Consider the following 22,689-nt stretch of genomic DNA (forward strand, 5'->3'; position numbering starts at 1 on the left):
TCGCTCACAATGGCACCTCTTCTTCCTCGATCTTCAATACGTCGAGCAGGCGCCCGGTGCGCAGCAGGAGGATATAGCGCGCCTGGTCCAGCTCGGTCAGGGCGCGGATATAGGCTGTTGCGGCGTTAAGATAGACGTTCTGCGCATCGGCGACGTCGAACACGGTTCCGCGCAGCGCGCCGAAACGCGCCACGACGATATCGCGCGACTGGCGCGCTGCCTTGTAGGCCTCTTCCAGTGCGGCGACCTGCGCCTCGATCGCCTGCACGTCTGACCATGCGATATTGGCATCGCGGACCGCTTCCTGCCGGATCCGGTCGGCGACGGCATCGGCTGCCTCGGCTTCGGCGTCTGCAGCACGGGCGCGCGCCCATACGCCGCCATCGAAGATACGCCAGTTGAGATTGAGAGTACCGCGTACGTCGTAGTCGTTGCGGTCCTCTTCGAAGAGGCCGTAGCGGCCCGCGTCGATGCGGCCGGTGAGGTTGGGCAGTTTCTTCCTGTCTGCAAGGCTCGCTTCCTGGTCGCGCGCCTCGGCAAGCGCCTGCGCACTCCGGACCTCCGCGGAATTCTCCGCTGCAAGCACGGCATAGTCGCGGCTGATGCGGGTGGGATCGAGCAAGGGCGGGCGCAGCAGCCGGTCGGGAGCCGCGAAACCGCTCAATTGCTCGAAACGCGCCTCTGCGCTCGCCAACTGGCGGCGCGCTGCCGCGAGCTCGACTTCCCCCGAAGCCTTCAGTGAGGCCACACGCGCCCGGTCGCCTTCTGCAGAGACGCCGCGTTCGATCCGCGTCTCGACGGCCTGTCCGAGACCTTCCTGCGCTGCGACGAATCCCTCGGTCAGCGCGACCAGTGCCTGGAACCCGAAGACACGCGTCCATGTGATGACCATGTCGCCCGCGACTTCGCCCGCCCTCGCCTCGCGATCGAAACCTGCCGCTCTAAGGCGCGCACTGGCGGCCCGCGCATTGGCATTGAGTGCGCCGAAATCGAACAGCGGCTGCGAATAGCCGAGAGTGAAGTCGACACGCTTGGTCGGCCGCGAGCGCTCGATCAGGTTGCCTGGGTCGTTTCCGAAATTGCGGTCCAGCGTCCGGAAGCCCGACAGGCCGACATCGACGGTGGGCAAGTAGCCGCTGCGCGCTTCCAATACGCCTGCCCGCGCCACGTCCTCGCGGGCGCGCAGTTCGCGGTCGATCGGGCTCTGCTCGAGCGCGGCGACCACGATGGTGCGGAATGTCTCTGGTTCGGCGGTGGCATCGGCAAGCGCGAGCACAGGATCGCCGGAAAAGTCGATCGCCAGCGGCTTGGTCTCGGGCTCCGGCAGGACTGCGTCTTCCCCGGCCTGGATCGCCTCGTCCTGAGCGGCCAGCGGCAATGCTCCGGCAAACGCCAGCAACCCCGCGAGCGCAGACGCGCCGTTCCTCAAGACTAAAGCCATGGTTTTCATGATCCCGTCCGGTCGCCCGGCCCTAGCAGGCTATGGAGATTATGGCATTAATATATCTTGATCGGGCAGAGACGGTTTGCTCGGCGCCTCCTCACATCTTCACTTGCCCAGCGGAGCCTGTCTCGGCACGGTGGCGACAAGAGAGGAGACCAGCAGATGAGCGATGCTACCAGCGAATGGGTTCGCAAACCTTCGGCGGCCGGTGAAGGAACCGCCTGCACGCTGGAAGAATACGAGGCTATGTATGCGCGCAGCCTCGATGACAGCGATGGCTTCTGGGCCGAACAGGCTGAGCGGATCGACTGGATCGAAAAGCCGAGCAACATCGCTAACTGGAGCTATGACCCGGTCGACATCAAGTGGTTTGCCGACGGAAAGCTCAACATATGCCAAAACGCCGTCGACCGCCATGTCGAGGCAGGGCACGGCAATCGCACTGCACTAATCTTCGAACCCGACGATCCCGATGGTGCGACACGCCACATCACCTATGCCGAATTGCAGCGCGAAGTCTCTCGCATGGCGAACACGCTTCTCAAGATGGGAGTCGCCAAGGGAGATCGCGTTACGATCTACATGCCGATGGTGCCCGAAGGCGCCTACGCCATGCTCGCCTGCGCGCGGATCGGGGCGATCCATTCGGTGATCTTCGGCGGTTTCTCGCCCGATGCGATCGCCGGGCGCGTGGAAGACTGCAAGAGCGAATGGATCGTCACTGCCGACGAGGGCCTGCGCGGTTCGAAGACGATTCCGCTCAAGGCCAATGTCGACGCTGCGCTGGAGAAGGTGCCGGCCAAGGCCGTACTCGTGCTGCGCCACACCGGCGGCAACGTCGCGATGAAGGAGGGGCGCGACCACTGGTATCACGAACTGAGCTCCGACGTGTCGGATGAATGTCCCTGCGAGCCGATGGGCGCGGAAGACCCGCTCTTCATCCTCTACACCTCGGGTTCGACCGGAAAGCCCAAGGGCGTGCTGCACACAACCGGCGGCTATGCGGTCTGGACCGAGACGACCTTCCGCTACGTCTTCGATTATCGCGAGGGCGAGATCTACTGGTGCACCGCCGATATCGGCTGGGTCACCGGTCACAGCTACATCGTCTACGGCCCGCTCCTGAACGGGGCGACCGCATTGATGTTCGAGGGCGTACCCAACTACCCCGACCACGACCGCTTCTGGGCGGTGTGCGACAAGCACAAGGTCAACATTTTCTACACCGCGCCCACCGCCATCCGGGCGCTGATGCGCGAGGGCGATGCCCATGTGACCAAGCACGATCTCTCGTCGATCCGACTGCTCGGTTCGGTGGGCGAGCCGATCAATCCCGAAGCCTGGCGCTGGTATCACGATACGGTGGGCAAGGGTTCGGTCCCGATTATCGACACATGGTGGCAGACCGAAACCGGCGGCACGATGATCACCACCCTGCCCGGTGCGCACGACATGAAGCCGGGCAGCGCGGGGAAGCCCTTCTTCGGTATCTGCCCACAGCTCGTCGACAACGACGGCGGGGTACTCGAGGGCGCGGCCTCGGGAAACCTCTGCATCACGCGCAGTTGGCCCGGGCAGGCGCGAACGGTCTACGGCGACCACGAGCGCTTCGTGCAGACCTATTTCAGCACCTACAAGGGCAAGTACTTTACCGGAGACGGCTGCCGCCGCGACGAGGACGGCTATTACTGGATCACCGGCCGAGTCGACGATGTGATCAATGTCTCGGGCCACCGGATGGGCACGGCCGAGGTCGAGAGTGCGCTGGTGCTCCACGAAAAGGTGTCCGAAGCCGCGGTCGTCGGCTACCCGCACGACATCAAGGGACAGGGCATCTATTGCTACGTCACCCTCAAGGTGGGCGAGGAGCCCTCGGATGATCTGGCCTCAGAATTGCGAGCCTGGGTGCGCAAGGAGATCGGCCCGATCGCCACGCCTGATCACCTTCACTTCACCCCGGCATTGCCCAAGACGCGGAGCGGCAAGATCATGCGGCGCATCCTGCGCAAGATCGCGGAGAACGACTACGGCGCGCTCGGCGACACCTCCACGCTGGCCGATCCGAGCGTGGTCGACGCGCTGATCGAGGGCCGGCAGAACCGGTAAGCATCGCGCAAACGAGAAGGGCCGCCCCGAAGGACGGCCCTTTCATTTGTATCTGAACTGCAATCAGGCGGCTTCGCGATCCGTGACGCCTGTCGTGGTCGTGGTAGTTTCGCTGGCGGGCGCATCCTTGGAGGCGCTGCGCTTCTCCATCACCTTCTTCGCGACATAGCCGCCTGCACCCAGAGCGAGCATTGCAGGAAGGCTCATGCGGCGAAGGACGGATGCTGCGACCACGCCAAGTGCCGCGCCTCCGGCGCCGCCGAGGCCGCTGGTCTGCTTGGCGAGCTTGTCGCCAACGAATGCTCCGATAACCTTACCGATCATGTGTAAATCTCCTTTGCCCTTACAACGGCTTGGGAGGCAGCGTGTTCCGGTTCGGTCAGCTCGCGATACCGCGCGCCAGCAACGCATTGGCGCTTGAGGCAACTTCTGCGCTGCCCGGATCACCGTCACCACGCCAGATCGCATAGCGCAGGCCGAGGAAGACGTTCATGCCCATGAGCGCCCAGGCTTCCACCTCGCCGATATCGTCGCGAAAGTCGCCTTGCTCCGCCCCTGACCGCAAGCGATCGCGGATACGTTCGGCGATCGTTTCATAGTGATCCCGATAGCTGCGGGGATCGACGAATTCCGCTTCGTCGATGATGCGATAGATTTCCTTGTGCTCGGCTGCAAACTCGAGAAATCCCGCAAGCGCTGCACGCTCCATTTCGAGCGGGCGCATGTCCGGCTCGATCGCATCGCGCGCAGCGACCTTCACCGCTTCGCTCATGTCCTGCACCAGCGCGCGGAAGATCGCGTCCTTGCTGTCGAAGTAGGTGTAGAAACTGCCGAGCGCGACGCCTGCACTGCGCGTGATCGAGCTGATCGAGGCTTCATGGAAGCCGTGTTCGCCGAATTCGGTCGCCGCTGCATCGAGGAGTTTGCGCAGTGTCTTACGACCACGTTCGGTCCGCGGAACTTTCTGAGATTCCTGCTGTCCAGCCGACATCGCCACTCCCCTCCAAGCCCTTGGCTAGGCCAAATCGACAGGCAGATGCAAGAACAAACTTGAAAGGTGGTTCAGTTTTCAATATCACCCGTCGAAGAGAGTTTTTCGGGAGGGAGAAAACTACCATGCGTTTCACTCGTCGCCACCTGTCTGCCGCGCTTCTGGCCGGCACGGCTTCGCTGGCTCTTGCCACCCCCGCACAGGCACAGTCCCAAGAGGACGGCCTCAGCGATACCGAGGTCGCCGAGGAGGATGACAGCGATGTCATCATCGTGACCGCACGTCGCCGAGAGGAGCGCCTGATCGACGTTCCCGTCGCCGTGACCGCGATCAGCGGACAGGAACTCGCCGAACGCGGCGCGCTCGACATCACCGATGTCGCACAGAGCGTTCCCAACGTGACCCTCGAAGCCAGCCGCGCAACCAACTCGACGCTGTCGGCCTTCATCCGCGGTATCGGCCAGCAGGATCCCGTATCGGGCTTCGAGCAGGGCGTCGGCATCTATCTCGACGACGTCTACCTAAACCGTCCGCAGGCAGCCGTGCTCGACATTTACGACGTCGAGCGGATCGAAGTCCTGCGCGGTCCGCAGGGCACGCTCTATGGCCGCAACACCATCGGCGGCGCGGTCAAGTATGTCACCAAGCGCCTGCCGCTCGAAACCTCCATCCGTGCTCGGGCGACCTACGGCACCTACGACCAGGCCGAAGGCGTCATCACGGCATCGACCCCGCTCGGCGACATGGCCCGCATCGGCGGTTCGATTGCGCGCCTCTCGCGCGGCGGCTTCGGTGACAATCTCACCACCGGCCTCGAAAACTACAACAAGGACATCTGGGCCGGCCGCCTGAGTCTTGAAGTGGGCGGGTACGACGAGCCCGGCTTCATCCGCATCCAGGGCGACTACACGCGTGACAAGAGCAACCCGCGCGGCGGCCATCGCCTGATCCCGGGCCTGTCCTCGGGCGCTCCGGTGCTCGACAATGTCTTCGACACGCGCGGCGCGCTCAACGATCCGGAACAGGACGTGGAAAGCTACGGCGTTTCGATGCACGCCGAAATCGAGCTGAGCGATGCAATGACGCTGCGCTCGATCTCTGCATGGCGCACGGACGACAGCTTCACGCCGATCGACTTTGACGCGCTTCCGGCCGTCGACCTCGACGTGCCCGGCGCCTATTTCAACGAACAGATCAGCCAGGAATTCCAGCTGCTCTGGGATGACGGCGGAGCGCTCAGCGGCCTCGTCGGTTTCTATTACCTCGATGCGAAAGCGGACACGCTGTTCGATGTCCGCATCTTCACCACCTTCCCGGGTCTGACCGCATTCACCCGTGCGGACGTGGACACCGAAACCTATGCAGTCTTCGGTGACTTCACCTTCGACCTGACCGAGCAGTTCAGCCTCTCGGTCGGCGGTCGCTACACTTGGGACGAGCGCAGCGCGGACATCCTGCGCCAGAACTACCTCGGTGGCGGTTCGCCGATCTTCGGAGGCGCGGGCGTGCCCTTCGGCGGGCCAAGCACCGATTTCAACGGCAGCCGCGAATTCAAGAAGTTCACTCCGCGCGCTTCGATCAGCTTCATGCCGACGCCGGACCACAACATCTACGCAAGCTACTCGAAGGGCTTCAAGGGCGGCGGCTTCGACCCGCGCGGTGTGGGTGCCAACGCACCCTCGGCCGTTCCGGGCATGCCGACCGACGCCGAAGTCGCGTCCTTCCTGAGCTTCGCTCCCGAAGAGGTCGACAGCTACGAAGTCGGCTACAAGGGCAGCCTCGGCATCCTCAACATCGCTGCAGCGGCCTTCTATGCCGACTACACCGACGTGCAGATCCCCGGCTCGGTGGCCTGTACGGTGGGCGGCCTGCCGACCTTCTGCGGCGTCGTCTCGAACGCGGGCAAGGCGACCTTCAAGGGTCTCGAGCTCGAAGCCAATGCGCGCTTTGACGGCGGCTTCGGCCTGTCCGGCTCGCTCGGCTACATCGATGCGGAATACGACGAGTATATCACCAACATCGGCAGCACGCCGACCGATGTCGCGGATTTCCGCGTGGTCCAGAATACGCCGGAATTCACCGGCAGCATCACCGCCAGCTACGATGCGCAGCTGGGCGCTGGCGATCTCTACCTCGGCACCACCTTCTCCTACCGGAGCAAGACGAGCCAGTTTGAGATTCCCAACCCCTTCCTCGACCAGGACGGCTATGGCCTGCTCGATGCGAGCGCGGTCTACACGGCGCCTTCGGGCAACTGGAGCCTCGGCATCTACGGCAAGAACCTGCTCGACAAGGAATACAAGACGAGCGGCTACACCTTCGTCGCCACCGATCCGGTGACTGGCGAGATCGTGAACGGGGCCAATGGCTTCCCGATCCCGACGCTTGGCCCTGAAGGCACGCTGACTGCTTTCTACGGCAATCCGCGCCAGATATTCGCGACGCTGACCTTCAACTACTAAAGCGGGTCCTATCCCAGGACAGGCGGCGGCCGGGAAACCGGTTCGCCGCCTTTTCTGTACTGGAAAAGCATCCGCACAATCGGCATAGCGCCGCCCATGCACGATATCGCTTTCATCCGAGCCAATCCCGAAGCCTTCGATGCCGCCATGAAGCGGCGCGGCGGCGATCCCGTTGCCGACCAGATCGTCGCGCTCGACGCCAAAAAGCGCACGGCCCAGACCCGCGTCCAGGAAGCGCAGAGCCGCCGCAACGAGGCTTCCAAGGCGATCGGCCAGGCCATGGGACAGGGCGACAAGCCGAAGGCCGAAGCGCTCAAGGCCGAGGTAGCCGAGATCAAGGCAAGCATGCCCCAATGGGAAGAGGCGGAAGCTACCGCCGATGCCGCGCTCACCGACTTGCTCGCTCGCCTGCCGAACATCCCTGCGGACGACGTGCCCGAGGGCGCGGACGAAAACGACAATGTCGAGATCTCGAGCTGGGGCGACAAGCGCGATTTCGGTTTCGAGCCAAAGGAGCACGCCGATATCGGCCCCGCGCTCGGCATGGATTTCGAGACCGGCGCAGCGCTATCGGGTGCACGCTTCACCTTCCTTCGCGGCGACATGGCGCGCCTGCACCGCGCGCTCGCCCAGTTCATGCTCGACAAGCAGACGCGCGAGAATGGCTACACCGAGTGCAACCCGCCGGTACTGGTGAACGACGATGCCATGTATGGCACCGACAAGCTGCCCAAGTTCGCCGAAGACAGCTTCCAGACGACCGACGGGCGCTGGCTTGTTCCCACCTCGGAAGTCCCGCTGACCGCGTCGGTTGCAGGCCAGATCATTGATGAGCCCGCCGAGCCGATCCGCATGACCGCCCACACGCTATGCTTCCGCAGCGAAGCGGGCTCCGCGGGCCGCGACACGCGCGGTTTCATCCGCCAGCACCAGTTCGAGAAGGTCGAACTCGTCAGCATCTGCCGCCCAGAAGACAGCGAGGCCGAGCACGAGCGCATGACCAAATGCGCCGAAGGCATCCTCGAAGCGCTCGAACTGCCCTACCGCCGCATGCTCCTGTGCGTGGGCGACATGGGTTTCGGTGCGCGCAAGACCTACGATCTCGAGGTCTGGCTGCCCGGACAGGGTGCCTATCGCGAGATTTCGTCCTGCTCGAACACCGGCGAATTCCAGGCCCGCCGCATGAATGCACGCTACAAGCCCGAGGGAGAAAAGAAAACGCGCTTCGTCCACACGCTCAACGGCTCGGGCCTCGCAGTAGGCCGTACTCTGGTCGCGGTGATGGAGAACTATCAGGAGGAGGACGGAAGCGTGCGCGTGCCCGAGTGCCTCGCTCCCTATATGGGCGGCGTGACCAAGCTGGAGCCGCAATCGTGAAAATCCTCCTGACCAATGACGACGGCATCCTCGCCCCCGGCCTTGAAGTGCTGGAGGCGATCGCGCGGCAGTTCTCGGACGACATCTGGATCTGCGCGCCGGACGAGGAACAGTCGGGCATGGGCCACGCGCTCACGCTGACCAAGCCGGTGCGCCTCAGGAAGCATGGCGAGCGCCGCTTTTCGGTCACCGGCACGCCGACGGACTCGGTCACCATGGGGCTCAGGCAGGTTATGGACGGTGCGCCCGATGTGATCCTGTCCGGCGTCAACCGCGGCGCGAACCTCGGCGACGACATTACGTACTCCGGTACCGTCTCTGCCGCGATCGAAGGAGCTCTCGCGGGAATTCGTTCAATCGCACTGAGCCAGGTGATTGGTCGCGACGATGCGGGCAACAACATGTCTTTTGCCGCTGCCGAGGCTTGGGGCGCGAAGGTACTTGGACCGCTTCTCGATACACCGCTGCCCGAACGAACGCTGGTCAATGTGAACTTCCCGCCCCGCGAGCCGGACGAGGTGAAAGGCATCCGCGCCGTTGCGCAGGGATTTCACGATTATTCGCGCGGCACAGTGGTTGAGGGCCGAGATCCGCGCGGCTTCAAATACTACTGGTTCGGCCTTCAAGCGATCGAGCATACGCCCGATCACGGCACCGACCTCGAAGCGATTGCCGATGGCTATGTCTCGGTCACGCCGCTCCAGCTCGACCTCACCCACCACGCCTCGATGAAGGCGCTGGGCGAGCGCTTTGAGAAGTAAGCACTATTGACCCCGTCTCCGGCTACGCCCACCTAGGCTGCACATGAGCGAAGCGAAGCAGATCGACCGGATCGTGCCGGACAAGCAGCCGCGAAACTATCGCGGGCCGCGCTTCAAGCCGTTGCGCCGTGCAGTGAAATTGCCGGTCTGGGGCGATTTGGGCATAAGGCTCGGTGCGGCACTGTTCCTCATCTTCATCGTCATCATGGTCCATTGGTGGGATCGCGAGGGCCTCGTCGACAATCTCGATGGGGAAGTCAGCTTCCTCGACGTGATCTATTTCACCATGATCTCGATCACCACGACCGGCTTCGGCGACATCGCGCCGATCAGCGACCGGGCAAGGCTGGTCGAGGCCGTCATCGTGACCCCGATCCGTTTCGCGGTCTTCTTCATCTTCGTGGGCACGGCCTACAATTTCATCATCAAGCGCAGCTGGGAGAAATGGCGCATGGCCCGCATCCAGGAAAAGCTGTCCGACCACATCGTGGTTCTGGGCTTCGGCATCTCGGGCTCTGAAGCGGTCGACGAACTGGTCGAACGCGGCACTGACCCGTCCTGCATCGTCGTGATCGATCCGAGCGAGGACCGGCTCGCCGAGGCGGAGGCACTGGGCTGCAATGTCATGGCCGCAGACGCCACGCGTGACGAGACGCTGAAAGCGGTGCGTATTTCGCAGGCGAAGAACGTCCTTGTCTCTGCGGGCCGCGACGATACCTCGATCCTCATCGTGCTCACGGTTCGCGCGCTCGCGCCCAATGTGCCGATCAGCGTGGTGGTGCGCGCGGACGACAACGAATCCCTCGCCCGGCAGGCGGGTGCGAACAATGTCATCAACCCGGTGCGGTTCACCGGCCTGCTGCTCGCCGGCAGCGCCAAGGGCGAGCATATCGCAGACTACCTCGCCGATCTCGCCAGCGTGTCGGGCCGCGTCCAGCTGGTCGAACGCGAGATCACCGAAGACGAGTGCGGATGCGCGATCAGCGACCTGCATTCGGGCGGCCGAGGGCTGCGCATCTATCGTGACGGCCGCGCAATCGGCTTCTGGGAAGAAGAATGCCAGAACCTCCAGCCCGGCGATATCGTGGTCGAAATCGTCGCCACGCCCAACGGAGAGAGCCTGGGCGACGGCACGGGAAAGTAGCCCGCCGCCCACGGCTCGTAAGTGCTCAGCTCATGAAGGCGTGCACCAGCCCCATCGCGATGTAGAACAGCAACCAGTAACCGCCATCGATCCAGTAGAGCGGCTTCTTCGCATCCTGGAACAGGTAATTGGTCCAGAGCGCGGGCAGGATAAAGCCCAACGCCACGCCGAATGCGGTCAGCACCTTGACCATGACCGACAGTTCCTTCGCATAGCTCGCGAAAGTGTGGGCCAGCGTCCAGCTTGCCAGTAGCGCAAGCAGGAAGGTGAGACCGTAGGTCTTCGCCGGGTTGGTATTCTTCAGGTCTTCCTCGGTCTTGCCGACCGCAACCATCCAGCTCTTGCCCATCACGGGGCCGTACCAGACACCCCCCACGACGAAGCCTGCCAGCGCCGCCAGCACCACGGCCAGCCAGTTCACATCCAACAAGTCCATGATTTTCCTCCCTCTCCCAAATGCGGCCCATGCAGGTGCTAGCGTAAAGCGGCGAAGGCGTGTAGGGGCGCGCCCGAATTCACGGACATTGGCATGAACACCACCACCTCCTCGATCCCCGACCAGAAGAAGGTCGGCATGGTTTCCCTCGGCTGCCCCAAGGCGCTGGTCGACAGCGAACGCATTCTCACGCGCCTGCGCGCCGACGGCTATGCGATGAGTCCCGACTATGCCGGTGCCGACGTGGTGCTGGTGAACACCTGCGGTTTCCTCGACAGCGCGAAGGAAGAGAGCCTGCAGGCGATCGGAGAGGCAATTGCCGAGAACGGCCGCGTGATTGTGACGGGCTGCATGGGCGAGGAGGCCGATGCCATCCGTGCCGCCCACCCGCAGGTCCTCGCCGTGACGGGGGCACACCAGTACGAGCAGGTGGTCGAGGCGGTGCATGAGCATGCCCCGCCGAGCCAGGGCCCCTTCGTCGACCTTATCCCGCAACCGGACGTCAAGCTGACCCCGCGCCACTACAGCTATCTGAAGATTTCGGAGGGCTGCAATCACTCCTGCGCATTCTGCATCATCCCCGACCTGCGCGGTAAGCTCGCCAGCCGACGGATCGATGCTGTCCTGCGCGAAGCCGAAAAGCTGGTCGCGGCGGGCACGAAGGAACTGCTGGTCATCAGCCAGGACACCAGCGCCTACGGCGTCGACACGCGCCACGAGAGCCGCATGTGGAAGGGCCGCGAGGTGCGCGCACACATGACTGACCTCGCGCGCGAGCTGGGCCAGCTCGACATCGGTGGCGGCACTCCGCCGTGGGTCCGGCTTCACTATGTCTACCCCTATCCGCATGTCGATGCGGTCATTCCGCTCATGGCCGAGGGGCTACTGACGCCCTACCTCGACATCCCCTTCCAGCACGCCAGCCCCAAGGTGCTGCGCGCCATGAAGCGTCCCGCGAACGAGGCTAAGGTCCTCGAACGCCTCAAGGGCTGGCGCGAGATCTGCCCCGAGATCGCCGTACGCTCGAGCTTCGTGGTCGGCTTCCCCGGCGAGACCGAGGACGATTTCAAATACCTGCTCGACTGGCTCGAGGAAGCCCAGCTCGACCGCGTCGGTGCCTTCCGCTTCGAACCGGTCGAGGGTGCACAGGCAAACGCCCTCCCCGATCCTGTACCAGAAGAGGTCAAGGAAGAGCGCTACGCGCGGATCATGGAAGTGACCGAGCGCATCAGCGCGGCCAAGCTCGCGGCCAAGGTCGGCAAAACGATCCCGGTAATAATCGACGAAGTGGGGGAGCCGGACGAGGACGGCGACATCGGCGCGACCGGTCGCAGCCAGGCTGATGCCCCCGAAATCGATGGCGCGGTCTACCTGCGAAATGTGGCTGAAGACCTCGCAGCGGGCGATATCGTCGATGTGCAGGTCGAGGACGCCGATGCTCACGACCTTTTCGGAATTCCTGCCTGAGAGGCTAGAGGGCGCAAGTCGCGTTAACCGTCGCATCGGGAAGCGCTTGGGCGCCGCAGGTTATTGAAAAATCGGGCAACGCTTGGTCTCCGTGGCCGCTCCGCAGCCCATTGTCGGAACCGATCTGAAGCAAATTCCTACCGCGCGCTTAACCATTGAAGCGCGCGCGTTCAGGCGACTCCGCGGAAAAAAGCACCCTCGCGATAAAACATTCTTAAGTTTAATGCGCGAATAAGCGTTCCGGATGAGCAACGGAAACGCCTTTGCGGAAGGCCCCGCCTCTCTCGAAATGCACACTGGCGGCGTTTCGAAGGGGCTCCTGGGACGCCTGCGCCACCTGCTTTACGCAGGCGCTATCGCATTGGCCATGCTCGCGGCATTTTTCCTCCAGCCACTCGACCAGTTCGCCTGGGTATTCCAGTCCCGGCTCGCAAACCACGCGCCTTCGGGCGAGATGGTCTTCGTCGGCGTCCCGCGCGACACCGTCGACCCGGCACTCGACCACCGCCGCGAAGCGCTGGCCGAGACACTGCGCGAGCTGGATCGTCAGGGTGCTGGCAAGATCTATATCGATGTCGTCTTCGAGAAGGCCTCTACGCCCGAAGCCGACAAGGCACTGTCCGACGCGATTGCCGCGCTCGGACCGCGTGTGGCACTGGTCGACCATATCGAACGCTCTGCGACCTCGGGCGATCGCATCGAGCGTACGATGGACGCCATCGGCGGACAGGCCGAGCGTGTAGCATCGCGCCGGACCGCTAACTGGCTCGGCTTCGTCTGGACCAAGCAGTACGGTTATACAGTCGACGGGAAACGCCATGCTTCGCTTGCCGCGGCGCTCGCCGGTATCGACGACGCGAGGCCTGGCGAATTCCAGATCGACTACACTATCCCTGCCGAGGATTTCACCTCGATCGAAGTCGGTTCGATCGAGAACGGCGAGGAAATTCCCAATGTGGCCGGACGAACGGTCGTCATCGGTCAGGAAGAGAGCGTTTCTGACGCGCAAGTGAAGGTGCCCGGCAGCTACGGCGTTCCGCCCAGCTATGTCGCCATCTATGCCGCTGAATCGCTGCGTTCGGGCCGTACCGGTTTCCTCGACGGCCTGCGCGCGCTGACCATTTATACGTTCCTGCTTGCAGCGCTGATCATTGCCGTGCGCACGCGCAAGCGTCGCCAGGTCGGCTATTTCGCAATCGTGGTGAGCGTTCCGGCACTGCTTTACGTGGGCAGCTATATCGGCGTGCGCATGGAGCTCTCCTACTGCATCGCGCTGCTGGTGGTCTTCGGCCTCTTCCGTTCTCGGGCGCAACTCAAGGATCGCGTGGCCATGGTCGATACCGAGACCGGCCTGCCGCGCCTGCGCGCACTCGAAGTCAGTGCGCTCAAGAACAACCTCACCCACGGTCACCTCGTGGTCGCCCGCATCCACGGCTATGAACACGTTCTGCGCACGCTAGCGCGCGACCACCGCTCGCAATACATCCTCAAGCTCGTCGATCGCTTGCGCGCATCCGACAGCGACCTCGCGATCTTTTACGAGGGCCACCACCTCGCCTGGCATTCGAAAGAGGATGACACGCAGGTCCTTTCCGAGCACCTCGAGGGCCTGCGCGCGATCTTCGCCGCGCCGGTGAACGTCGCCGGCTCCTCGGTCGACGTCGGCATCAGCTTCGGCGTAGCGCGGCTCGATGGCGATCCTGCCACCCGCCTTGCATCTGCAGTAGCAGCGGCAGAAGAAAGCTCCGAGGCGCTCCAGCCGATCAAGGTTGCGGAGACCGGCTCGCGTTTCGACCAGCTGTGGGACATTTCGCTGCGCGCACGCATCGACGAAGCGATGGAAGCAGGCGAGATCTACTGCGTCTACCAGCCCAAGATCGACACCAAGCGCGGCGCAATGGTCGGCGTCGAGGCGCTGGTGCGCTGGCACGATCCGGCACGCGGTTTCATACCGCCGATGCACTTCATCGCCCAGTGCGAGAAAGCCGGGCGCATGGAACACCTCACCCGCTACGTGCTGCAGAGCGCGTGTAGCGCCGGGCGCCTGATGCACTTCCGCGGGCGCAATGTGACGATGTCTGTCAACATGTCGGCCACGTTGCTGGGCGACCTGCGCATCGTCGGCATCGTACGCAACGCACTCCAGGCCTCGGGCTTCGACCCGCGCTTCCTGATCCTCGAGGTTACCGAGACCTCGCGCATCGGCGACCTCGCGACGGCAGCAACAATACTCGAAGAACTCAAGGGCCTCGGTGTACGTATTTCGATCGATGATTTCGGGTGCGGAGCCGCGAATTTCGAAACGTTCTTCGAATTGCCCTTCGACGAGCTGAAAATCGACCGACTATTCGTGTCGAACCTGACGACTAACGCCAAGGCCAAGGCAATTGCTTCAAGTATTGTCTCGATGGGCAAGGAAGCGCGAATCATGGTTACCGCAGAAGGCGCGGAAGACGAGGAAACCCTCAGAATCCTTAACGAAATCGGCTGCAACTACGTTCAGGGCTACGTTTTGTCCCGACCGATCTCTCTAACTAACCTATTGAAATTTCAGGTTTCTGACGGAGACGCAGCGCTGGAAGCATAGTTAACGCTTTACAAACATTCTTGGTTAATGAAATAAGCATCCTGTTAACCAACAGGAGGCTTCTATGTGGAATTTCTGGGAATGGCTGATGGGCAAGTAAGCCCACACACAACGAGTTAATCAAAGGGCCCCTTAACCGGGGCCCTTTTTCGTTGGCGGTTTCGACCGCCGTTTCAGCGTCCGATTAGCCGCCGAAACATTCCTAGAACTGCTGCGTTTGGCCGACATGGCCATAGCTATCGAAACGCAGTTCTCCTTCCGCCTCCCGCGCACAAGCGATGTACTGCTCCAGTTCGAAGCAGCAGCGATCCCGGAACAGACGATCCTGTCCGCCAACACCGATCTGTCCGATAGCGACCACTGCGCACGGGTCGCCGCCCAGGATGATATCGGCGAACGTATCTGGCTGCGCGCAGGCGGAGAATTCAATGTCTCCTACAATGCCGAAGTCGCTCTCGATCGCCAGATCGCCGATCTCGGTTCGCTAAGGCGCCTGATGCCGCACGAAATGCCCGGCGAGGCGGTGCAGTACCTTTTCGACAGTCGTTATTGTCCGGCCGACCGCTTCCAGACTTTCGCTAACGACACCTTCGGTGATACCGAAGGCGGCGCGCGGATCGCCGCCATCCGCGACTGGATCGCCGACAATTATCGGTACACGCCGGGCGCATCCGGTCCGCAAACCAGTGCGCTCGACACATTCATTGAGCGCAGAGGCATTTGCCGCGACTATGCCCACACGCTGGTCGCTCTTGCGCGGGCGAGCACCATCCCTGCCCGGTACGTTGCCTGCTACGCTCCCGGCGTCGAGCCGCCAGACTTCCATGCCGTGGCCGAAGTTTTCCTCAACGACCCCGAAACCGAAGGCGGCGGCACTTGGCAACTCGTCGACGCGACCGGGATGGCCGACCCTGCGCAGACGGTGAAAATCGGTGTCGGCCGCGATGCGGCGGATGTCAGTTTCCTCACCAGCTTCGGCGCCAACCAGTTCCTGTCGAGCTCGGTTTCGGTACGATTGCTTGGCGAGTGAATAGGAATGCGGCCTATGGCGCATGCCGCGGGGCGCTGTTAGTCCCTCGTTTCAAAGGGAGAGACATGCTGATGAAGGCATCATGCAAGAGCTGACATTCAACGCCGACCGCCTGCTCCTGTTCGGGGCCACGGGCGATCTGTCGCAGCGCATGCTCCTCCCTTCGCTCTGCGCATTGAATGCCGACGGCCTGCTGGACCCGGAGCTGCGGATCGTGGCTACGGCTCGCTCGGAGATGAGCACCCAGGAGTTCCGCCAGCTGGCGCGCGAAGCGCTGGAGAAGTTCCTGCCTGAGAACCGTCGCGGCCCCATGGCCGACTTCCTCAACCGGATCAGCTATGTCGCCGTCGATGCGATGACGCCGGAAGGGTACGACGCGTTGGCCGAAGAGGTCGGCGAATATGACGGCCTCGCCATCTTCCTGTCGACCGCACCGAGCCTGTTCGAGCCGACGATCGCTGGACTGAAGCGGGTTGGCCTGACGAAGGGCAACGCCCGGATCGCGCTGGAAAAGCCGCTCGGGACGGACCTCAAGAGCAGCTGCGAGATCAATGACGCGGTCGCGCAGGCCTTCAGCGAAGACCGGATTTTCCGGATCGATCATTATCTCGGCAAGGAGACGGTGCAGAACCTTCTCGCACTGCGCTTTGCCAACATCATGCTCGAGCCGGTCTGGAATTCGAACTATGTCGAGCACGTCCAGATCACGGTCGCCGAGACGGTCGGGTTGGAATCGCGCGTGGCCTATTACGACGACAGTGGCGCGCTACGCGACATGGTCCAGAACCACATGCTCCAGCTGCTCGCGCTGGTCGCGATGGAGCCTCCCACCAGCTTCGATTCGACTGCGGTACGCGACGAGAAGGTGAAGGTGCTCCGCGCCTTGCGTCCGCTTGAGGCCAAGGAAGTCGTCACAGGCCAGTATCGCGCCGGCGCCGTCGATGGAAAGACGGTCCCCGGCTATGACGAGGAGCTCGGCAAGGAAAGCGACACAGAAACCTATGTCGCGCTGAAGGCCCATGTCGACAACTGGCGTTGGCGCGGCGTGCCTTTCTATCTGCGGCACGGCAAGCGGATGCCCGAACGCGTGACCGAGATCGTCGTGCAGTTCCGCTGCATCCCGCACTCGATTTTCGAGGGCCGCGGCGCGAAGACCGAGCCAAACCGGCTCGTGATCGGCATTCAGCCCGAAGAGAACATCCGCCTGACGATGATGGCCAAGGTCCCGGGCCTCGGCAACGAAGGCCTGCGCCTGCGGCCGGTCCCGCTCGACATCGCCATGCCCGACGCCTTCTCCGACACCGTTCGCCGGATCGCCTACGAGCGCCTGCTGCTCGATCTGATCCACGGCGACCAGACCCTGTTCGTTCGCCGCGACGAGATTGAGGCGCAGTGGGACTATATCGACCACATCCGCAAGATCTGGGCCGAGAACGACATGAAGCCGAAGACCTATGCGGCCGGCACATGGGGGCCGAGCGCCGCCGTGGCGCTTGCCGAACGCGACGGGGTGACCTGGCACGATGACTAAGCCTTTGAACGACACGATCCACCGCGTGACCCAGCGGGTCATCGAGAATTCGCGCAAGTCGCGCGGCGACTATCTCGACCTTATGGACCGCGAAGGCGAGCGACAGGTGAACCGCCACTCGCTGTCCTGTTCCAACCTCGCCCATGCCTTTGCAGGGGCAGAGGAAGACCAGGCCGCGATCAAGGCTGCACGCGGTCCTAACCTCGGCGTCGTTACCGCCTATAACGACATGCTTTCCGCCCACCAGCCCTACTACCGCTATCCCGAGCGCATGAAGATCTGGGCACGCGAGGTCGGAGCGACGGTCCAGGTGGCAGGCGGCACGCCCGCCATGTGCGACGGGGTGACGCAGGGCGAAGCCGGCATGGAGCTCTCGCTTTTCAGTCGCGATACCATCGCGCTCTCGACCGTTGTTGCGCTTAGCCACGCGATGTACGACGGCGTCGCCCTCCTCGGCATTTGCGACAAGATCGTCCCAGGCCTGGTGATGGGTGCTCTGCGCTTCGGGCACCTTCCGGCCGTCTTCGTCCCCTCTGGCCCGATGGGCACCGGCATTTCGAACAAGGAAAAGCAGCGCACCCGTCAGCTCTATGCAGAGGGCAAGGTCGGGCGCGACGAGCTGCTGGCAAGCGAAATGGGCAGCTACCATTCGCCGGGCACCTGCACCTTCTACGGCACCGCCAATTCCAACCAGATGATGATGGAGATGATGGGCCTGCACGTGCCCGGCGCGGCTTTCGTCCCACCGGGCGCGAAGCTTCGTCAGGAGCTTTCACGTGCGGCGACCCACCGCCTCGCGGCGATCGGCAAGAGCGGCGAGGATTTCCGTCCGCTGGGCCGAGTGGTGGACGAAAAGGCCATCATCAATGCCGCGATCGGACTGCTGGCCACAGGGGGCTCGACCAATCACGCCATCCACATTCCGGCCATGGCCCGCGCCGCCGGGATTAAATTCGACTGGACCGACCTGTCGGAGCTCTCCTCGGCGGTCCCGCTGGTCGCGCGCGTCTATCCCAACGGCTCGGGCGACGTGAACCATTTCCACGAAGCCGGGGGCATGGGTTACGTGATCGGCACGCTGCTAGACGAGGGTCTCGCACACGCCGACATCACGACCGTCTGGGACGGCGGTTTCGAAGCCTATTCACGCGAACCGGGCATGGATGGCGATGCGCTGACCTGGCGTGATCCGGGCCCGAGCGGCGACACCGAAATGCTCCGCCCCGCATCCGATCCGTTCCAGGCGGACGGCGGCATGCGTCTGGTCGAAGGCAATCTCGGCCGTGCGTGCTTCAAGTCCTCTGCCGTGGAACGCGAACGCTGGACCGTCGAGGCTCCGTGCCGGATCTTCGAAGACCAACCCAGCGTCAACGAGGCTTTCAAGAAGGGCGAACTCGACCGCGATGTCGTGGTCGTCGTGCGCTACCAGGGGCCGCGCGCCAACGGGATGCCAGAGCTCCACAAGCTCACTCCGGCGCTCGGCGTATTGCAGGATCGCGGCTACCGTGTCGCGCTTGTCACCGATGGCCGCATGTCCGGCGCGAGCGGCAAGGTGCCTGCAGCGATCCACTGCACGCCCGAGGCGCTTGGCGGCGGTCCGCTTTCAAGGTTGCGCGATGGCGATATCGTGAAGGTCTGTGCGGAAACCGGCACGCTTTCCACCACTGCGGACCTCGACACGCGCGAACCGGCTACGGAACCGGCTCCCGAACAGGGCATGGGCAGGGAAATCTTCGCGATGTTCCGCGCCCAGGCCGACGGTGCCGAACAAGGCGCATCGTCGATGATGGCAACGGCAGGACTATAGGCTCATGGAACTCGTCACAGTCGATATCGGTGGAACCCATGCCCGTTTCGCGATCGCCACGATCGCCGATGACGGCTCGATCTCGCTCGGAGAACCCGAGACCCTCCATACCGAAGACCACGCGAGTTTCCAGACGGCCTGGGAAGACTATCGGCAGCGTCAGGGCGGCACCCTCCCCCCGCGGGTCTCGATGGCGATTGCAGGACCGGTCGGCGGCGATGTTATCCGCTTCACCAACAACCCCTGGATCATCCGCCCAGCGATGGTGAAAGAGAAGCTCGGTGTCGAGAACTACTGCATTGTCAATGACTTCGAGGCAGTGGCGCACGCGGTCGCCCGCGTCGGCGAGGATCAGTTCATCCACCTGACCGGCCCCGACAAGCCGCTGGCTCCGACCGGTCGGCTGAGCGTGCTCGGCCCCGGTACCGGCCTTGGCGTGGCGCATCTCTACCGCGAGCCGGACGGCACCTACCGCGTTTCGGCAACCGAGGGCGGACACATCGATTTCGCGCCGCTCGACCAGATCGACGATGCGATCCTCGCACGCTTGCGCAAGCGGCATAACCGGGTCTCGGTCGAACGCGTCGTTGCAGGCCCGGCGATCTCCGACATCTACCAAACACTTGCCGCGATGGAGGGCAAACCGGTCGCCGAAGAGGACGACATCGCCATCTGGACCCGCGGGCAGGACGGCAGCGACCTCCTGGCAGCGGCGGCAGTCGACCGTTTCTGCATGTCTCTCGGCAGCGTCGCCGGGGATATCGCGCTGGCGCAGGGCGGTTTCGGAGGCGTCGTGATTGCTGGCGGTCTCGGCTACCGCATTCGCGAGACGCTGCTCAAATCCGGGTTTGCCGAGAGGTTCAAGGCCAAGGGCCGTTTCCAGGAGCTGATGGCCTCCATCCCGGTCAAGCTCATCACCCATCCCCAGCCCGGCCTGTTCGGCGCTGCGGCAGCCTTCGCAAGGGAACACGCATGACCGCCATTGCCGACATCATGAAGACCGCGCCGGTCATCCCGGTGATCGTTGTCGACAAGGTGGAACACGCTGTACCCCTCGCCCGCGCGCTGGTCGCAGGCGGGCTGCGCGTGCTCGAAGTCACGCTCCGCACCCCCGCCGCGCTCGACGCCATTCGCGCGATGAAGCAGGTCGAAGGTGCGATCGTCGGCGCTGGGACGGTGACCAACCAGCAGGAATTAGCCGACGCCATCGCTGCGGGTAGCGAGTTCATCGTTTCGCCCGGCCTCACCGAGGCGCTGGGCAAGGCCGCGATCCGCGAGGACATCCCGTTCCTGCCCGGAATCTCCAATGCAGGCGACATCATGCGCGGCCTTGATCTCGGGCTCACGCAATTCAAGTTCTTCCCTGCAATGGCCGCAGGTGGACTTCCTGCCTTGAAGGCGCTCGCCGCGCCCTTCGGCCAGTGCCGTTTCTGCCCCACGGGCGGAATCACGCTGGAGAATGCGCCCGAGTGGCTCGCTTTCGATCCGGTGCTCTGTGTTGGCGGCAGCTGGGTGGCGCCGCGCGGCGCAGTCGACGAAGCTGCGGTCGAGAAAGTGGCCCGCGAGGCAGCCCGGCTCGGCAGTTAGGCCGTCCTTCGCGGGTTCTCAGGGGCAAACGTCCACACGGGCTCATCGTTTTCGGTAGATGCCCGCGCCTGGATCCCCGCGATGTTGATCGGACGCCCATCGATGAGGTCGGCGACGATCCTCGCCGCATCGCTGCGCGAGAGCGCGATTCCGAAATCCGGGCCCATATTCGTCATCACTTCTGCAAGGAACCCGGGGCGATAGGCGCTCAAGCGCGCAAGCGGTCGATAGCGCGCCGGCGCGCCGTCTTCCTCCTTCGCCCTTGCCCACTCATCGCTCGCCAACCCTGCGACGGCGTCCTGCATCTCCGCGAGCATGCGGGCCGAGCGTGAGACTGCTTCGACGTCGATGAACTCCGAGGCGGCAAGCGCCTTGCGCATGCGGACACGGTCGAAAGCACGGTCCTCGTTCGAAGGGTCGCGCACCGGTTCGAACTCGCTGTTTGCGGCAATTTCCTCGAGCACCGAGCGCCGCCAGCCGAGCAGTGGGCGGAGCACGGCGATATCGGTTTCGGGTATGACGTTGCGACCGCGAACTCCAGAAAGTCCCGCCAGACCGCTGCCGCGATTGGCGCGCATCAGGAAGGTTTCGGTCTGGTCGTCCGCATGATGCGCCGTGCAGATCGCCGCGACACCTTCTGACTGCGCCCACCGCGCAAGGGCCGAATACCGGGCAAGCCGCGCTTCGGACTGGAGGTTCCCTTCGGCGACTTCGACCTCGAGGATCGCATATGGCACGCCGAGCGACCGGCAGATATCGGCCGCATGGCGGACCTCGTCGGCGCTTTCGGGACGCAGGCCGTGATCAACGCTCGCCGCCACGACCCGGTCCGACATCGCTGCGTGGGCAAGCAGTAGGAGCGCGAGGCTGTCCGGGCCGCCGGAAAATGCGATCCCCAGCCGAGCCTTGTCGTCATCGCCCCAAAGGGCGCGCAGATCGGTCCGGAACCGGTCGACCAGTTCCGGATCGACGGTCATATCAGCCGCAGGTGACCTTGCTACGCGCAGTGGCGTAGCGACCCTGCAGCCGGCCGGTGGCCAGCGCGGGATAGGTTTCGGCAAATTCGCTCAGTGCAATGCAGGCGCGCTGGGTGTCGTCGAGCGCGATCATCGATTCAGCGAGGAAGAGTAGGCTGTCGCCGGCACGGGCGGCGTTCTTGTCAGCCTGGTAGTTGCGCAGGAACCAAGGTGCTGCCTCGCTCGGCTTGCCATCGTCGAGATAGGCGCGGCCGAGCAGGTTGCGTCCGAAGGTCGCGCGCGGGTGATCCGGATACTTCTCGACGAAGAGCGTCAGCTGCTGCCGCGCTTCGGGGAAGAAACCCGCATCCCACAGGCGAAAGCCATAGGAGTACTCGTCATCGCCCGGATCGTCGGTCTGCGGCTTGGCGATCGCCTGGACTGCGGCGAGACGCGCGGGGTCCGGACGGGCGGCGGCAGATTGCGTTGCGGCTGGGCGGGTGGCGGAAGCAGAGGTGCCAGCCTGCGCCGGTGTTGCAACTTCGGGCGCCGCATTACCGGCCTCGAGCTTTTCAATGCGCTCTTCGAGCAGTCGGAGCGCGTTAGACCCAACCTCGTACTGGGCGGTCAGGCGCTGCAGCTGGTTTTCGAGCGCATCGAGGCGCGCAAGGATGTCGGTTACCGCAGTCGTCGAGGGCGCAGTTGTCGTCGCCGGCTGGGTGGTGGTCGCAGGTGCGGTGATCTCCGGCTCGAAGAAGCGTCCGTCGGCCCCGGGGAAGACTTTGCGCTGCAGGGCGCGGACCTCGCTCTCGAGCTTGCGGATGCGGGCGTCGGAGTTGTCCTGCGCGGCGGCAGGCATCGAGGTCGCGACGAGCGCCAGGGCGATACCGCCGAGGCCAAGCGCGCGTGCACAGCGTGCGATCATGATGGTCATGTGCTCCTTGAGGAGTGGGGGTAATACAGCGAAAACCTGCCGTAACCGGCTCAAGCTGTCGAGAGGATG

Annotated in this window: 18 protein-coding genes; 12 read left to right on the forward strand and 6 right to left on the reverse strand. The window is 63.7% G+C overall.

Translation table 11 applies throughout. The features are described from left to right. Positions 1 to 4: 4 nt before the first annotated feature. Positions 5 to 1,441: a TolC family protein gene (locus ACZ1G8_RS03235; RefSeq protein WP_472680371.1), complete on the reverse strand. Its 1,437-nt coding sequence runs from the start codon at positions 1,439 to 1,441 to the stop codon at positions 5 to 7. A gap of 165 nt (positions 1,442 to 1,606) precedes the next feature. Between ACZ1G8_RS03235 and acs the strand changes: the two genes are divergently transcribed. Continuing rightward, positions 1,607 to 3,550, forward strand: coding sequence for an acetate--CoA ligase (gene acs / locus ACZ1G8_RS03240; RefSeq protein WP_472680372.1), 1,944 nt, complete (start codon positions 1,607 to 1,609; stop codon positions 3,548 to 3,550). Positions 3,551 to 3,613: 63 nt separating this feature from the next. Here the strand turns inward: acs and ACZ1G8_RS03245 are convergent, their stop codons facing one another. Together ACZ1G8_RS03245 and ACZ1G8_RS03250 are read right to left on the reverse strand one after the other, a co-directional pair. After that, complete coding sequence (locus ACZ1G8_RS03245) at positions 3,614 to 3,874, reverse strand: hypothetical protein (RefSeq protein ID WP_472680373.1); 261 nt, start codon at positions 3,872 to 3,874, stop codon at positions 3,614 to 3,616. 55 nt (positions 3,875 to 3,929) lie between these two features. Next, the gene (locus ACZ1G8_RS03250) at positions 3,930 to 4,541 is read right to left on the reverse strand and encodes a TetR/AcrR family transcriptional regulator (protein ID WP_472680374.1); all 612 of its coding nucleotides are present in this window, start codon (positions 4,539 to 4,541) and stop codon (positions 3,930 to 3,932) included. 125 nt (positions 4,542 to 4,666) lie between these two features. On the opposite strand from ACZ1G8_RS03250, the gene ACZ1G8_RS03255 reads away from it, so the two are divergent. The 4 genes from ACZ1G8_RS03255 to ACZ1G8_RS03270 all read left to right on the forward strand — a co-directional run bounded on the left by ACZ1G8_RS03255 (position 4,667) and on the right by ACZ1G8_RS03270 (position 10,285). Next, entirely contained in the window at positions 4,667 to 7,003 is a 2,337-nt protein-coding gene (locus ACZ1G8_RS03255) for a TonB-dependent receptor (protein WP_472680375.1), read from the forward strand. 96 nt (positions 7,004 to 7,099) lie between these two features. Then, positions 7,100 to 8,380 (forward strand): serine--tRNA ligase, encoded by a 1,281-nt coding sequence (serS, locus tag ACZ1G8_RS03260; RefSeq protein ID WP_472680376.1) that lies wholly within the window; start codon positions 7,100 to 7,102, stop codon positions 8,378 to 8,380. Continuing rightward, on the forward strand, positions 8,377 to 9,141 hold the full coding sequence (gene surE, locus ACZ1G8_RS03265; RefSeq protein WP_472680377.1) for a 5'/3'-nucleotidase SurE: 765 nt from the start codon (positions 8,377 to 8,379) through the stop codon (positions 9,139 to 9,141). Before serS ends, surE begins: the two co-directional genes overlap by 4 nt. Positions 9,142 to 9,184: 43 nt before the next feature. Further along, on the forward strand, positions 9,185 to 10,285 hold the full coding sequence (locus ACZ1G8_RS03270) for a potassium channel family protein (RefSeq protein ID WP_472680378.1): 1,101 nt from the start codon (positions 9,185 to 9,187) through the stop codon (positions 10,283 to 10,285). Positions 10,286 to 10,310: 25 nt separating this feature from the next. Here ACZ1G8_RS03270 and ACZ1G8_RS03275 read toward each other — a convergent pair whose 3' ends face one another. Beyond that, positions 10,311 to 10,721 carry a DUF1761 domain-containing protein gene (locus tag ACZ1G8_RS03275; protein WP_472680379.1) on the reverse strand — a complete coding sequence of 137 codons (411 nt, stop codon included), beginning with the start codon at positions 10,719 to 10,721 and terminating at the stop codon, positions 10,311 to 10,313. Between the two features lie 93 nt (positions 10,722 to 10,814). Here ACZ1G8_RS03275 and rimO point away from each other — a divergent pair, with 93 nt between their 5' ends. From rimO to eda, 7 genes are all read left to right on the forward strand, one after another. After that, positions 10,815 to 12,188 carry a 30S ribosomal protein S12 methylthiotransferase RimO gene (gene rimO, locus ACZ1G8_RS03280; protein ID WP_472680380.1) on the forward strand — a complete coding sequence of 458 codons (1,374 nt, stop codon included), beginning with the start codon at positions 10,815 to 10,817 and terminating at the stop codon, positions 12,186 to 12,188. A gap of 244 nt (positions 12,189 to 12,432) precedes the next feature. Then, on the forward strand, positions 12,433 to 14,775 hold the full coding sequence (locus tag ACZ1G8_RS03285; RefSeq protein WP_472680381.1) for an EAL domain-containing protein: 2,343 nt from the start codon (positions 12,433 to 12,435) through the stop codon (positions 14,773 to 14,775). A 226-nt stretch (positions 14,776 to 15,001) separates the two neighbouring features. Continuing rightward, positions 15,002 to 15,805, forward strand: a complete 804-nt coding sequence (locus ACZ1G8_RS03290; protein WP_472680382.1) for a transglutaminase-like domain-containing protein — start codon at positions 15,002 to 15,004, stop codon at positions 15,803 to 15,805. 82 nt (positions 15,806 to 15,887) lie between these two features. Beyond that, complete coding sequence (zwf, locus tag ACZ1G8_RS03295; RefSeq protein ID WP_472680383.1) at positions 15,888 to 17,336, forward strand: glucose-6-phosphate dehydrogenase; 1,449 nt, start codon at positions 15,888 to 15,890, stop codon at positions 17,334 to 17,336. Next, positions 17,329 to 19,143, forward strand: coding sequence for a phosphogluconate dehydratase (gene edd, locus ACZ1G8_RS03300; protein WP_472680384.1), 1,815 nt, complete (start codon positions 17,329 to 17,331; stop codon positions 19,141 to 19,143). Before zwf ends, edd begins: the two co-directional genes overlap by 8 nt. Before the next feature lie 4 nt (positions 19,144 to 19,147). Next, complete coding sequence (gene glk / locus ACZ1G8_RS03305; protein ID WP_221427777.1) at positions 19,148 to 20,119, forward strand: glucokinase; 972 nt, start codon at positions 19,148 to 19,150, stop codon at positions 20,117 to 20,119. Further along, positions 20,116 to 20,730: a bifunctional 4-hydroxy-2-oxoglutarate aldolase/2-dehydro-3-deoxy-phosphogluconate aldolase gene (gene eda / locus ACZ1G8_RS03310; protein ID WP_472680385.1), complete on the forward strand. Its 615-nt coding sequence runs from the start codon at positions 20,116 to 20,118 to the stop codon at positions 20,728 to 20,730. The genes glk and eda overlap by 4 nt, the downstream gene beginning before the upstream one ends. Here eda and tilS read toward each other — a convergent pair. Together tilS and ACZ1G8_RS03320 are read right to left on the reverse strand one after the other, a co-directional pair. After that, the gene (gene tilS, locus ACZ1G8_RS03315) at positions 20,727 to 21,707 is read right to left on the reverse strand and encodes a tRNA lysidine(34) synthetase TilS (protein WP_472680386.1); all 981 of its coding nucleotides are present in this window, start codon (positions 21,705 to 21,707) and stop codon (positions 20,727 to 20,729) included. The genes eda and tilS overlap by 4 nt on opposite strands. Before the next feature lies 1 nt (position 21,708). Beyond that, positions 21,709 to 22,611, reverse strand: a complete 903-nt coding sequence (locus tag ACZ1G8_RS03320) for a tetratricopeptide repeat protein (protein ID WP_472681180.1) — start codon at positions 22,609 to 22,611, stop codon at positions 21,709 to 21,711. Positions 22,612 to 22,689: the final 78 nt, after the last annotated feature.

It is taken from the genome of Qipengyuania sp. BR81-2 (assembly GCF_055693895.1).